Annotated in this window: 9 protein-coding genes and 1 tRNA gene; 6 read left to right on the forward strand and 4 right to left on the reverse strand. The window is 69.5% G+C overall.

The window, feature by feature from the left end; genetic code table 11:
• Nucleotides 1-31 precede the first annotated feature (31 nt).
• The 3 genes from araD to AC0IY0_RS01500 form a co-directional block, all read right to left on the reverse strand.
• Entirely contained in the window at nucleotides 32-1,762 is a 1,731-nt protein-coding gene (gene araD, locus AC0IY0_RS01490; protein ID WP_471762887.1) for an L-arabinonate dehydratase, read from the reverse strand.
• Entirely contained in the window at nucleotides 1,763-3,136 is a 1,374-nt protein-coding gene (locus AC0IY0_RS01495; protein WP_471762888.1) for an MFS transporter, read from the reverse strand.
• Nucleotides 3,137-3,200: 64 nt separating this feature from the next.
• Complete coding sequence (locus tag AC0IY0_RS01500; protein ID WP_147906978.1) at nucleotides 3,201-3,920, reverse strand: ribonuclease activity regulator RraA; 720 nt, start codon at nucleotides 3,918-3,920, stop codon at nucleotides 3,201-3,203.
• 182 nt (nucleotides 3,921-4,102) lie between these two features.
• Here AC0IY0_RS01500 and AC0IY0_RS01505 point away from each other — a divergent pair, with 182 nt between their 5' ends.
• From AC0IY0_RS01505 to AC0IY0_RS01520, 4 genes are all read left to right on the forward strand, one after another.
• On the forward strand, nucleotides 4,103-4,795 hold the full coding sequence (locus tag AC0IY0_RS01505; protein ID WP_471762889.1) for a GntR family transcriptional regulator: 693 nt from the start codon (nucleotides 4,103-4,105) through the stop codon (nucleotides 4,793-4,795).
• 148 nt (nucleotides 4,796-4,943) lie between these two features.
• A complete protein-coding gene (locus AC0IY0_RS01510) occupies nucleotides 4,944-6,614 on the forward strand; it encodes a thiamine pyrophosphate-binding protein (protein ID WP_471762890.1) in 1,671 nt (556 codons plus the stop codon).
• Between the two features lie 61 nt (nucleotides 6,615-6,675).
• Entirely contained in the window at nucleotides 6,676-8,253 is a 1,578-nt protein-coding gene (locus tag AC0IY0_RS01515; RefSeq protein WP_471762891.1) for an aldehyde dehydrogenase (NADP(+)), read from the forward strand.
• A gap of 132 nt (nucleotides 8,254-8,385) precedes the next feature.
• Nucleotides 8,386-8,460: transfer RNA gene (locus AC0IY0_RS01520), tRNA-Gln, on the forward strand.
• A 156-nt stretch (nucleotides 8,461-8,616) separates the two neighbouring features.
• Here AC0IY0_RS01520 and AC0IY0_RS01525 read toward each other — a convergent pair.
• Complete coding sequence (locus AC0IY0_RS01525; RefSeq protein WP_471762892.1) at nucleotides 8,617-10,920, reverse strand: TonB-dependent receptor family protein; 2,304 nt, start codon at nucleotides 10,918-10,920, stop codon at nucleotides 8,617-8,619.
• Between the two features lie 503 nt (nucleotides 10,921-11,423).
• Between AC0IY0_RS01525 and AC0IY0_RS01530 the strand changes: the two genes are divergently transcribed.
• Together AC0IY0_RS01530 and AC0IY0_RS01535 are read left to right on the forward strand one after the other, a co-directional pair.
• The gene (locus AC0IY0_RS01530) at nucleotides 11,424-12,614 is read left to right on the forward strand and encodes a helix-turn-helix domain-containing protein (RefSeq protein WP_471762893.1); all 1,191 of its coding nucleotides are present in this window, start codon (nucleotides 11,424-11,426) and stop codon (nucleotides 12,612-12,614) included.
• Nucleotides 12,614-13,930 carry an MFS transporter gene (locus AC0IY0_RS01535; RefSeq protein ID WP_471762894.1) on the forward strand — a complete coding sequence of 439 codons (1,317 nt, stop codon included), beginning with the start codon at nucleotides 12,614-12,616 and terminating at the stop codon, nucleotides 13,928-13,930. The genes AC0IY0_RS01530 and AC0IY0_RS01535 overlap by 1 nt, the downstream gene beginning before the upstream one ends.
• Nucleotides 13,931-13,968 lie beyond the last annotated feature (38 nt).

Below are 13,968 nucleotides of genomic sequence, written 5' to 3' on the forward strand. Positions count from 1 at the left end.
CCGGGCTGGGATCGCGGGCGGCGGGTTGGCGTCAGTGGATCTCGGGTTCGGGAATGCCGCCGGCGCCCTCCAGGAAATCGAAGTCGCAGCCCTCGTGCGCCTGCCGGACGTGCTGGGCGAACAGGCGGTTGTAACCCCGTGGATAGGCCCGGTTCGGCGGTACGAACGCGGCCACGCGCGCGGCGATCTCGGCTTCGTCGATGTGCAGGTGAATGCGCCGCTCGGCTACGTCGACCGTGATGCGGTCGCCGTTGCGCACCGCCGCCAGCGGCCCGCCGACCGCCGATTCCGGGGAGACGTGCAGGATGCAGGCACCGTAGCTGGTGCCGCTCATGCGCGCGTCCGAGATCCGCAGCAAGTCGCGCACACCCTGCCGGAGCAGCACTTTTGGGATTGGCAGCATTCCCCATTCCGGCATGCCGGGGCCGCCGACCGGGCCGGCGTTGCGCAGGACCATGATGTGGTCCGGGGTGACGTCGAGGTCGAGGTCGTTCACCGCCGCGCTCATGGCGTCGTAATCGTCGAACACCAGGGCCGGGCCGGTATGCTTGAGGAAGCGCGGGTCCGCGGCCGGCGGCTTGATCACGCAGCCATGCGGCGCAAGGTTACCGTACAGGATCGCGGTGCCGCCGGTCGTCACGATCGGCTTGTCCAGCGGGCGGATCACGTCGTCGTTGTAGACGCTCATGCCGGCGAGCCCGTCGCCGACCGTACCGCCCGTGACCGAGCGGGCGTCGAGGTGCAAGAGCGGGGACAGCCGCACCATCAGCGCCCGGATGCCGCCGGCGATGTGGAAATCCTCCATCAGCCACTGGCCCGAGGGCCGCAGGTTGGCGATCACCGGCACCTTCTGGGCGAACTCGTCGAACTCCGCGAGCTTGATCGGGATCCCGGCCCGCCCGGCCATCGCCACCAGATGGATCATCGCGTTGGTCGAGCCGGCCAGCGCGTTGTGGACCACCAGGGCGTTGTCGATCGAGCGCCGGTCGAGGATGTCGGACGGCTTCAGGTCCTCCCAGATCATCTCGACGATGCGCCGGCCGCAGGCGCTGGCCATGCGGGGGTGATCGGCGTCGGCCGCCGGGATCGAGGCCGAGCCCGGAAGCGACAGGCCGAGAGCCTCGGTGATCGACGTCATCGTCGAGGCCGTGCCCATGGTCATGCAGGTTCCCGCCGAGCGGGCGATGCCCGCCTCCATGTCGTTCCACTGCTGCGTGGTGATGGCGCCGGCTTCCTTCTCGGCCCAGTACTTCCACACGTCGGAGCCCGAGCCGAGGATCGTGCCGCCGGAATGCCCGCGCATCATCGGCCCGGCCGGCAGGAAGATCATCGGCAGGTTCATGGAGATGCCGCCCATCACCGTGCCGGGCGTGGTCTTGTCGCAACCGCCCATCAGCACCGCCCCGTCGACCGGGTGCTGACGCAGCAGTTCCTCCACCTCCATGGCCAGGAGGTTTCGGTAGAGCATCGTGGTCGGCTTGACGAAATTTTCGGACAAGGAGAGCGCCGGGAGTTCGATCGGGAACCCGCCCGCCTGCCACACGCCGCGCTTCACGTGCTCGACGCGCTCGCGGAAGTGGAGGTGGCAGGGATTGATGTCGCTCCAGGTATTGATGATCCCGACGATCGGCTTGTCGCTGAAATCGGCGCGCTCGTAGCCCATCTGAAGCATGCGCGATCGGTGACCGAAGCTGCGCAGGTCGGTGGCGCCGAACCAGCGCTGGCTGCGCAGATCGCCGAGGTCTTTCTTGCGTGCAGTCATTCAGACGGTCTCCGGTCTCGCGCGTTCGGTTGCGGCAACGACCGGCGGTCCCGCGGCGGTTCCCGGATCCGCCGAGGATACGATGGGCCGAACCGCCAGAAGGGTAATCGTCGCAGAGGCGCACGCACAGGCTGCCAGGAAGTACAGCCCGGCCTCGTAGGTGCCCGTCGCGTCTTTCAGCCAGCCAAGGACATAGGGGCCGACGAAGCCGCCGAGATTGCCGATCGCATTGATCAGCGCGATGCCCCCGGCCGCAGCCGGTCCCGACAGGAACTCCCCCGGCATTGCGCAGAAGGCCGGCTTTGTCCCGTAGAGGCCGATCGCGGCCACCGACATCGCCGTGAGCGCCCAGAGGCTGCCCAGCATCGGCCCCGCCGTGACGAGGCCGAGCACCGCGATCAGGCCGGCAACCACGAAGTGCCAGCGTCGCTCGTCGCGCCGATCCGACGACCAGCTCCAGGCGACCATGCCGACGGTGCCGACGACATAGGGAACCGCCGTGGCGAGGCCGGTTTCCCAGTCGGTGAGCTTCAAGCCCTTGAGGATCGGCGGCAGGAAGAAGGTGATGCCGTAGGTCGCCGTACCGATGAAGAAGTAGATCGACGCGAGCGCCAGAACCCGGCGGTCGGTCAGGGCTTGCCTGAGCGTGAAATGCCCATGCCTCCCGACCGTGCTCCGGCGCTCGGCCTCCAGCGTGTCCTCCAGCCAGATCCGCTCATCGGGTGCGAGCCAGGCGGCCCTGGCGGGCCGATCGGTCATCAGCGCGAGCACGGCGAAGGCCAGACAGATCGACGGCACCGCTTCCAGCACGAACAGCCACTGCCAGCCGTACAGGCCGAGCGCGCCATCGAGCTGGAGGAGCGCCCCGGAGATCACCGCCGTCAGGGCGTTCGAGCCCGGCACCGCCAGGAACAGGGCCGCGACGACCCGGGCCCTGTATCGGCGGGGAAACCAGTAGGTGAAGTACAGGATCATACCGGGGAAGAAGCCGGCCTCCGCGACCCCGAGCAGGAAGCGCATCACCAGAAAGCTCACCGGCCCGGTGATGAACGCCATGCTGCCCGCGACCAGGCCCCAGGTGACCATGATCCGGGCGATCCAGAGCCGCGCTCCGTTGCGTTCCAAGAGGATGTTGCTCGGCACCTCGAAGATGACGTAGCCGAGGAAGAAGATCCCCGCGCCCCATCCGTAGAGGGTCGCGGAGAAGCCGAACTGCCGGTTCAGGCCGAATGAGGCGAAGCCGACATTGGTGCGGTCCATGTAGGCGACGAAATAGATCACCACAATCAGCGGCAGAATTCGCCAAGCGACCTTGCCGACCGTTCGCTTCTCTATCTCCGTCTGCGCCGCGATAGCTGGTATGCCCCCCGACATAGCCGCTCTTCTGACCCCGGGTTTTCGTTTTGGCCGGCGACGCGCCGGTGCGTATCGGGCCCCGTCAGCGCCCGGTCTGCTTCCGCCACGCGGCGAAGTCGGCGAGACTCTGCTCGTCGGTGGCTGGGTAGAGGCCGAGGATCGAGCGCCCCTTGCGGACCTCTTCGGTGACGAAATCCTCGTAGGCGGTCATCTCCACCGCCTCGTCGGCGACCTCGTCGGCGAGATGGGCCGGGATCACCGCCACGCCGTCGCCGTCGCCCACGATCACGTCGCCCGGAAAGACCGGGGCGTCGCCGCAGCCGATCGGCACGTTGATGTCGATGGCCTGATGATGGGTGAGGTTCGTCGGCGCCGAGGGACGCACGTGGTAGCTCGGCATGTCGAGCTGGGCGATCTCGTCGGCATCGCGGAAGCCGCCGTCTGTGACGAGCCCGGCGCAGCCCCGCACCATCAGCCGGGTCGCCAGGATCGAGCCGGCCGAGGCCGCCCGGGCATCCTTGCGGCTGTCGATCACGAACACGGCGCCGGGCGGGCACTCCTCCACCGCCTTGCGCTGCGGATGCGCGCGGTCGCGGAACACCGTGATCGGGTTCAGGTCCTCACGGGCGGGCATGTAGCGCAGGGTGAACGCCTCGCCGACCATCGTGCCGCCGCCGGCCTTCAGCGGGCGCACGCCCTGGATCATCTGATTGCGCAGGCCGCGCTTGAACAACGCGGTCATCAGCGTCGCCGTGCTGACGGTCTTGAGCTTGTCGCGCGTCGCAGAGGACAGCCCGGCCATCCGCATCCCTCCCCTTGAAGGCGGTCGCCATCGAGCCCGGATCGTCGAGGATCCGGTCGGCGCGGATGCGCCCTGGGCGACTCCTGATATCTCAGTGCTTGAGTAGGGCGCCGACTGGAGCCATTGTCAACAGAAGCAAGCCAAGGCTTCGAGAGGGAATCGGGTTGGGGGATGCGAGGAGCTTGACGGCAAGCCCCGACGCGCGCGCGGTCGCGACCGACGCGGGACGGACGCGGTCCCTCGCCGAGACCGCCTACGACGCCATCGAGCAGATGATCATCAGCCGCCGCCTCGCACCGGGCGCGATGGTGTCGGAGGGCGAACTCGGCGCGGAACTGGCGCTCGGGCGCACCCCGGTCCGCGAGGCGCTGGCGCGGCTCAAGACGATCGGCTTCGTCGAGGTCCATCCGCGCCGCGGCGTGCTCGTCACCCCGGTCGACGTCATCCGCCACCTCGAATTGCTGGAGGTCCGGCGCCCGCTGGACGAGACGATGGCCCGCTGCATCATCGTCCGCGCCTCCGACAACGACCTGGACGCCCTGCAGCGTCATACCGAGGGCTTGCTCGTGGCCGCGGGTGCCCGGGATCGCGAGGTCTACTTCCGGCTCAAGCGCACCCTGCACGAGGCGATGGTCGGAGCGGCCTACAACCAGACGCTGACCAGCACGATGGTCCCGCTCCACGCCCAGTCCCGGCGGTTCTGGTACAGCCACGAGCCCACCGCCAGTTTCCAAGACTGCGCCGGAATCCACGCTACGATCGTGGCCGGCATCGCCGCCCGAAACGCCGAGCGGGCCCTTGCCGGAATCGCGACCCTGTTCGATCTCCTCGATCAGATGACGCGACGGGCCCTCGACCGACGGCCTCTGGTCTGACAGGTTGACCGGGCCACCCGCAGCCCTACCCTGAGGCTGACATATCAGTCGCATCCCAGGACACGGCATCGGTAAGGCGCACGGCCGCAACAGGCCGGCCGCCCCTGGAGACCTCCTCCGGGCGGCATCATCGCCAGGGAGAAACGGCTTGAGCGGATTGCCCCCACGCACCGGTGCGCAGGTGCTCGTCGATCAGTTGCTCGTCCAGGGCATCGAGCGGGTGACCTGCGTCCCCGGCGAGAGCTACCTCGCGGTGCTCGACGCCCTGCGCGACAGCGGCATCGACGTGCTCGTGTGCCGGCAGGAGGGCGGCGCCGCGATCATGGCGGAAGCCGCCGGCAAGCTCACCGGCCGTCCGGGCATCTGCTTCGTCACCCGCGGCCCCGGAGCCACCAACGCCTCGGCGGGCGTCCACATCGCGCGCCAGGATTCGACGCCGATGATCCTGTTCGTCGGGCAGATCGGCCGGGCGATGCGGGGCCGGGAGGCGTTCCAGGAAGTCGATTACCGCCATATGTTCGGTGGGCTGGCCAAGTGGGCGGTGGAGATCGACGACGCAGCCCGCATTCCGGAGATCCTCGCGCGGGCCTTCCGGGTCGCGCTGCAGGGCCGCCCCGGGCCGGTGGTGATCGCCCTCCCGGAGGACATGCTCGACGATGTGGCGGCGGTCGCCGACGCGCCGCGGGTGGTCCCGGCCGAGCCCTCCCCGTCGCCTGAGGATGTCGAGCGGTTGCGCACCCTGCTGGCCGCGGCGCGGCGACCGGTCGTGCTGCTCGGCGGCGCACGCTGGACGGAGGCCGCCCGCACCGCCCTGGCCGCCTGGGCCGAGAGCCACGACGTGCCGGTGGCGGTCTCGTTCCGGCGGGCCAACCTGTTCGATGCCGACCACCCGAACTTCGCCGGCGAACTCGGGATCGGACCGAACCCGGACCTCCTGGCCCTCATCCAGGCGTCAGACCTGCTGCTCATGGTCGGCGGGCGTCTCTCCGAGATGCCGGCCCAGTCCTACGGGCTGCTCGGCATCCCCAATCCTGGGCTGCCGCTGGTCCACGTCCATCCCGATCCGGAGGAGCTCGGCCGGGTCTATCAGCCAGCCCTGGCGATCCAGGCGAGCCCGGGGGCGTTCTGCGCCGCCCTGCCGCGCTACGACGCGCCGGGGGCAGGGCGCGCCGCCGAGGCACACGCCTCCTACCGCGCCTGGTCGGAGGCGCCGGAACCCAAGCCCGGGGCGTTCCAGTACGGCCAAGCGATCACCTGGCTGCGGGAGCGGCTGCCGCGCGATGCGGTGATCTGCAACGGCGCCGGCAACTTCGCCACCTGGATCCACCGCTACTACCGGTTCCGCGCGTTCGGCACGCAGCTCGCCCCGACCTCGGGGTCGATGGGCTACGGCCTGCCCGCCGCCGTGATGGCCAAGCGCAGCACGCCTGAGCGGATCGTCGTGACGCTCGCAGGTGACGGCGACGTGATGATGACCGTGCAGGAATTCGCCACCGCCGTGCAGTACGGCATCACGATCGTTGTCGTGGTCCTGGACAATGGCATGTACGGCACGATCCGGATGCACCAGGAGCGCGAGTATCCCGGGCGGGTCTCCGCGACCGAACTGCGCAATCCGGATTTCGCCGCCCTGGCCCGCTCCTGCGGCGGCCATGGCGAGCGCGTCGAGCGCACCGAAGAGTTCGCCCCCGCCTTCGAGCGCAGCCTCGCCGCCGGCCTGCCGGCGATGATCCACTGCCTCGTCGACCCGGAGGCGCTGACACCGACCATGACCCTAGCAGCGATCCGCGCGAAGGCCCTGGCGGCACGCGAGGGCTGAGAGGCCTCGTCTCACCGACCCGGTGCGGAGCGTCCGCACCCGTTTCGAACAGGAGTCGATTATGACCGTGCGTGGCGAGAACCTGATCGGCGCTCAGGCCCAGCGAGGCACGCAGGCCGCGTTCCAGGCCGTGGAGGCGGCCACCGGCAACACCCTGGAACCCGATTTCCCCGGCGCGAGCCTCGCCGATCTCGACGGGGTCTGCGCCCTGGCGGATTCCGCCTTCGACACCTACCGCGAGACCGCGCCGGAGGCCCGGGCGGCCTTCCTGGAGGCGATCGCCGCCAACATCCTCGACATCGGCGATGATCTCGTCACCCGCTGCATGGCGGAGACCGGGCTGCCCCGGCCCCGGATCGAGGGCGAGCGCGGCCGCACCGTGGGTCAGCTACGCCTGTTTTCCGGAATCCTGCGCGAGGGCAGCGCCTTCCAGATCCGCATCGATCCGGCGCTGCCGGACCGCAAGCCGCTGCCGCGGCCGGACCTGCGCCTGCGGATGCTCGCCGTGGGACCGGTGGCGGTGTTCGGCGCCAGCAACTTCCCGCTCGCCTTCTCGGTGGCCGGCGGCGACACCGCCTCGGCGCTGGCGGCTGGCTGCCCGGTGATCGTGAAGGCGCACCCGGCCCATCCTGGCACCTCCGAGCTGGTCGGCCGGGCGATCCAGCAGGCGGTCGTCGCGAGCGGCCTGCCGGAAGGGGTGTTCTCCCTGCTGTTCGATGCGGGCCAGTCGATCGGGCAGGGGCTGGTGGCCGACCACCGGATCGCCGCGGTCGGCTTCACCGGATCGCGCCGGGGCGGCACCGCCCTGATGGAGATCGCGGCCAAGCGCCCCCGCCCGATCCCGGTCTATGCCGAGATGAGCAGCATCAACCCGGTCCTGCTGTTCCCGGGCGCCTTGGCGACCCGGGGCGAGGCGATCGGGCGGGCCTTCGCGGCCTCGCTGACGCTGGGCGCCGGCCAGTTCTGCACCAACCCGGGCCTGATCCTGGCGGTGCCCGGCCCCGGCCTCGACGCCTTCCTGGCCTCGGCCACGGCCGTCCTGCGGGAGAGCCCGGCCGCGACCATGCTGACCCCCGGCATCCACCGCGCCTATGGCGAGGGCGTCGCGCGCCTGGGCCGCCACGCCGCCGTGACGCAGCTCGCCGAAGGGCCGGCCGGCGCGGCCACTCAGGGCCGGGCGGCCCTGTTCGCCACCGATTCGGACGCCTTCCTGGCCGAGCCGGCGTTGCAGGAGGAGATGTTCGGCGCGGCCGCCCTGGTGGTGCGCTGCGCAGACCTCGCCGCGATGCGGGCGGTGCTCGTGCAGCTCGAGGGACAGCTCACGGCGTCCCTGCACATCGCCCCCGAGGATCACGCGGCCGTGCGTGGGCTGCTCCCGCTGCTCGAGCGTCGGGTCGGACGCATCCTGGTCGACGGTTTCGGCACGGGGGTCGAAGTGGCACACGCCATGGTCCATGGCGGCCCGTACCCGGCGACCTCGGACGGGCGCACGACCTCGGTGGGGAGCCTCGCGATCGACCGGTTCCTCCGGCCGGTGAGCTACCAAGACCTCCCCGACGCCCTGCTGCCCGCAGCGCTCCAGGAAGCCAACCCGCTCAACCTCCCGCGCAGGCTCGACGGCACCCTTGAGCGCCGCTGACGGCCCCAGGGCCACGGGGCCAGGCACGCAGCCAGCCATCCCCGCGCGCCACAGGCTCGAACCCCGCCGTTCGCGCCCGAACGACCGCTTGCCACGCCGGGGCTGCCCGTCTAGACAGCCCCCGGCCCACGGTGGGGCGTCGCCAAGTGGTAAGGCAGCGGTTTTTGGTACCGCCATTCCCAGGTTCGAATCCTGGCGCCCCAGCCAAATTCCTCTGATTCTCAGCCGACCGTTGATTCTCCGGCTCTTGTCGGATCCGTCCGGGTTCGCTCGGGAGGTCCGTTGTCCGGGATGGACAAGGAGGTATGCCTCGCCCCGCTCCCGGAGCAGGTTGAGCGCATGACCGCTCGATCCGTCGAGGCTTCAAAACGCGAGCTTCAGACCTCCCACGAGCGTGCGTGGGGCGCCGGCGAAGATCGATCCTGTCGTCCGGGCGAGGATGCCCGCTCCGTTCTGAAGGCCGGTCTTGGCGTCGATCGTATCGGCCAGGTTCTGTGCTGAGTTGGTGTAGACCCGATCGAGCAGGTTGCGCATCTCGAGGTAAAGGCTCAGCCGCCGGGCGAAACCCATGTCCGCGCTGCCCGTCATGGCCCGGTCGTAGTGCAGGTTGAGGTTGACGACGGCAAAGCCGGACGCTTTCAGCAGGTTCGCGTTGTCGATGAAGAAGCTGCTCTGGTAGACCGACTCGGCGAACAGGCCCACGCCCGCCCACGGCCCATGCGTCTGCTCGTAGCCGAGCCGGATCAAGGCTGCGTCCGCGGGCACGCCGGGGATGTGGTTGCCGGCACGGTCGAAGCGGGCGGCCCGTGTCCCGGCGCTGAGTCGCTCCACGAAGCTGGTGTAGACTTGGTCGTCGTGGGTGTAAGCCAATGTGGCGCGCCAGCCGTCTGGTGAAATCCAGCGGCCGCCGACCTCGACACCTCGGTGTTCCGAGGCCGGAGCATTGAAGACATAGGGCAGCAGGCCGGCCCCTGGTGACTGCGAGAGCAGTTCGTTGCGGAACAGTTCGTAGAAGCCGGTGACGGACAACTGCAGGTCTGGTGCGGGGGCCCAGTTCACCTCGAGGTCAAATCCCAGGTTTCTCTGGGCCTGAAGCTGCACGTTGTCGCCCGGTTGCCCCGCGGGTGTGATGAACAGGTTGGTCGCCGCAGGCGTCCCGTAGCCGATGGCGGCCCGGGCGCGGATTTGCCATTCGCGAACGGGGCTGAACACCAGCGCCAACTCGGGCGCGACATTCAGGAAGCTGCGATCCACGCGCACGACCGTGCCGACCGTGCCGGCGGCGCTGGTCGAGAAGGCGTTGTTCTGCCCGGTGATGACCGTACGCTCGACGCCGAAACCCGCCACAGCCGTCCAGTGCTCTCCGAGCGCCAGCTCGATCCGCGCCCGCCCGCCGAGATTGTCCTGCACGGTGCGCTGATCGCCGACGAGGGCTCCCAGGCGTGGGCCGCCGTAAGGCACCCTGTTGAAGATAGCCGCGTGGCCGTCGATCGTGTTGTAGGTGAGTGCCGCGTAGCCGACCGCCGGGAGCCCGAACAGCGTATCCTGTCGCCTCAGGTCGGTGAGGAAATTCCAGGCCGGGTACGATCCGCGCGGGGCCGCCGTCGAGAACGGCTGATTGAAGTCTCGCTCATCGAAACCGAGCTGCGTGCGCAGAGTGGTGGACGCGTCGAGGTCGTGCTCCCAGCGCGCGGCCACCACCGAACGCTGGTCGGCGCGCAACAAGGCCGCTTCGCTCGCTGTGACCGACGCCATCGGTCCGAAAGCGCCGTTGACGAAGTAGGCGACCGTCGTGCAGCCCGGCGCAGCGGTCGCCGCTGCCGCGCAGCCGCGCTGGTAGGGGTTGATCCGGTACTGCGCCAGAGACGAGCGGGCCGCGAGGTTCGCGTTGAGCGTGTTGTCGATGATCTTCAAAGTAAAGCGATTGTCCGGGGTCGGGGTATAGTTCGCCAAGAGGTTTATCGTCTGCGTGTCGTAGCTCGAATGATCCTGATAGCCGTTGGCGCGGACATCGCTGGCGAACAGGCTGATCTCGAACGGCCCGCTGGCGTCGCCCACGGTGAAATAGGTGTTGCGGTATCCGAAGCTGCCGGCGTCGGTGCCGATCTCGTAGCCGTCGATCTCGCGGCCGGTCCGGGTCTGGAATGCGATGGCGCCCCCCGTGGCGTAATTGCCGAACAACGCCGATTGCGGTCCGCGGAACACGTCGATGCGGCTGTAGGCGTGCGGGTCGGTCAGATCGAAGCGGGAAACACCGTCCGGTTGTGTCAGGGAGAAGCCGTCTTCCACGACGACGATGTTCCTGTTCGTGCCCGTCGACCGGGCATTGCTGCCGCGGATCGACACGATGACGTCGCGGCCTCCCGTCCCCTGACGGACCGTGACGCCGGGACTGTCGATCAGGACCTGTCCGATGTCGGCGGCGGGCCGATACGCAATCGCGCCCAGGTGGGTCATCGTCGCTCCGGCCGACTCGCGGATTGGCCGGGCTCGGTCGTCCAGCCGGGGCCTGGATGCGAAATCGTCGGCGGATGGGTTCGCGTCGCCGACGACGGATAATTCATCCAGGACGAGGGCACGGGCCGCCGGTGCGGCGCCTGCGCCCGTGCACGGCAGGGAAGCCGCGAGAAGCGCGATGACGCCACAGGCTGCACGGTGGCGGGTCATGGCGTCGGAGAGCCGTCGGTCACGCACATGACGATGTCGGCCTGGAGCGCGCGCCGCCGAAGTGTATACCGGTTCGGCGCCACGGCTCCAGCCGACGTCTCGAGTGGATGCCGGATGGCGAAAGGCGCTGCGCGTGCATCGAGGCACAGTCGATGACACGGGCGTAACATGTGAAAACGGTCAGCACTACGGCCCGAGATTGAGATTGGCCCGATATCGACTTTACCGTCGAGCAGCGACGGTCCGGATCGTACGGTCTTTGCGGGCGGCTTCCTGCGTTCGCCGCGGCGCGGTCGCGGTCTCCGGCGTGGATCCCGCTGCAAGGTCGGCAAGTCAGCGGCTCGAACGCGGGGGACCACGGCTCGCCAATCGCTTACGGTCCGCGGTTGCGAAGTCACCAGATCGTGACCGCGGCTGGCGTGGGGCCTGTTACGGCCGGGTCTGGCAGGTCGGCCGTTCGGGAGGCGCGAAATCAAGGTTGCGCGAGGACGCTGCCGACGCCCTTGCGTCGGGTTGGGCCGCTTGGCATCCCAGGAACCATTCGAACCGTCGCTCGTATCGCAGTGCGGTCGCCGCACCTGGGCGGGGATCTATGGGACCGCTGCGAGCGCGTGCTTGGCCGCGCTCGCAGTCGCGATCCGACCGAGATCCTTGCCTCAACCGTCCGGGAGAGACGCCGATTCATGCCTGTCGAAGCGCTGACCTTTGACGCGCGCGCCGCCACAGACCGCGGCAGCTTCGAAGCGTATCGGCGGCTCTACAGCTCGGGCACCGACGTCACGCGCACCGACGGCTGTTTCCACGCCAGCGTCCGGATCGTGCGAGAGCCCAGGATGATCGTGTTCGATCGTCAGATCAGCGGCCTTCGGCACAGCCGGGACGCCGCGCGCGTCCGACGCGACGGCTTCGACCATTTCGCTCTGCACCTCCTCCTCTCCGGAGAACTGGTGTCGGGTCCGATCGAGGACGAGCGGCGGCTCAGTCCCGGCGAGATCATGATCGTCGACACCTCGCGGCCGCACCGATCGCAGATGGAGCGCGCCCGGCTCATCTCCGTGCAGTTGGCGCGCGAGCACGTGCAGAGCGTGCTCGGGACCATCGATCACATCCACGGGGCGATCCTGCCGGCGGCCGCGGCCGGGTTGCTCTCCGACTTTCTGGCCTCGTTCGTCCGGCGGGTGGCGACGTTGCCGCCGGACGGCACCGGCCATGCGGCGCGCGCCGTGACGGAGCTCCTGGGCCTCGGCCTCGCCAACCTGCCGATCACGGACCGGGCGCTCTCGCACGAGGCGGCCGACCCCGTGCGTCGAGCGCGGGCGGAAGCGTTCATCGGGGCCCACCTGATGGACGCAGGGCTCGACGTGCAGGCTGTCGCGACCGGAATCGGGATGTCGCGCTCGGCCCTCTACAAGGTTTTCGGCGTGGACGGCGGCATCGCGCGCTACATCCAGCAGCGCCGGCTGGCGGCGGTGCGGAAGGCCCTGCTGCGGCCCGGCGAGGATCGCCCCCTGGCCAGCCTGGCGCATGAGCACGGGTTCGCCAACGAAAGCCATTTCAGCCGCGTCTTCGCGGGTGCCTACGGCGCGCCGCCGGGCCGGTTCCGCACGGAGATCCGGCAGGCCCGTTCGACCGGAGCGAAAGACGGGGTCGCCCCCGACCCGGTCCTCGCGCGCTGGGTCGCCGAGCTGTACTGATGCGGGCCGTCCAGGAGGGAAGCACTCGGCCCGGTCGCGCCTGGCGCGACCGGGATGGACTGCCGCTGGTCCTGCTGCTCGCGGCGGTCCAGCTGGTCGCCTTCGGCGATCGCTTCCTGATCACCCTCGTGGCGCAGCCCCTGAAGGTGGATCTCGGGCTCAGCGATGCGCAACTCGGACTGGTCCAAGGGTCCGCCTTCGCGCTGGTGAACGCGCTCGCCATGCCCGGCATGGGTGTCCTCGCGGATCGCGGCCATCGGCGTGCGCTGCTAGTCGCCAGCCTCGTCGTGTGGGGCTCGGCGACCTTCGCGTGCGGACTCGCAGACACCTTCGTGCTGCTCCTCGGTGCCCGCGCGCTCCTCGGCCTCGGCCAGGCGGCGATCACGCCCGTCGCGCTCTCGCTCCTGTCCGATCGTTTGCCGAGGCATCGGCTCGGACGAGGCATCTCGTGGTTTACGGCCGGCGGAAGCATCGGGCGCAGTTCCGCCCTCCTGCTGGGCGGGACGGTGCTGGCTTGGATGACCCTGAACGGCGGCTTCCGGATTCCCGGGATGGAGGCCGCCCTGCCGCCATGGCGTGCCCTGTTCGTCCTGGCCTGCCTCCCCAACGTCCTGCTGCTCGTCGGCGCCCTCCGCATCGTTGAACCGTCACCCGCGCCGCCAGCGCGCCACGCACGGCTGTGGGCGTGGATGCATCGGCGGCGCGCGCAGTATCTGCCGCTCTTCGGGACCGCCGTCGCGGCCGTCCTGATCGGACAGACGCTGACGGCCTGGATCCCGACCTTCTACGTGCGGGTGCATCATCTCACGCCGGCCGAGAGTGGTATACGGATCGGCCTGCTGGTTCTTGTCGCGGCGCCGGCCGGGCATCTCACGGCCGGCCGGCTGCTCGACCGCTGGCGCGCGCGCGGACGACGCAGGCCTGGATCTCTCATCCTCGCGGCCGCTCTCGCCCTGACGGGTCCCGCGGTCGCCGTGACGGCGCTCGCCTCCGACCTGAGCGTGTCCTTGACGGCGTTGACCGCTCTGGTGGCGCTTCTCGGCATGACCAGCGCACCCATATTGGCCAGGCTTCAAATCCTGACACCGAGAGCGTTTCGCGGGCGCGTCAATGCGCTCTTCGTGTCCGGCGTCACGCTGATCGCCTTCGGTCTCGGTCCCGTCCTCGTCGGCGTTCTCAACGATCGTGTCTTCGGCACCGAGGGCGTCGGGCTGGCGATGCTGACCGTCTTCATCCCCGTCTCGGCGCTTGGGTCTGTCCTCGCCCTAGTCGGCGGCACCGTTCGGGCGCCGTCTAGGCCGGACCGTTCGCGGTAGCCCTATCTCGGATCGGACCGGCGACGCTGTCGAGGCCG

Source organism: Methylobacterium sp. AC315, assembly GCF_979253755.1.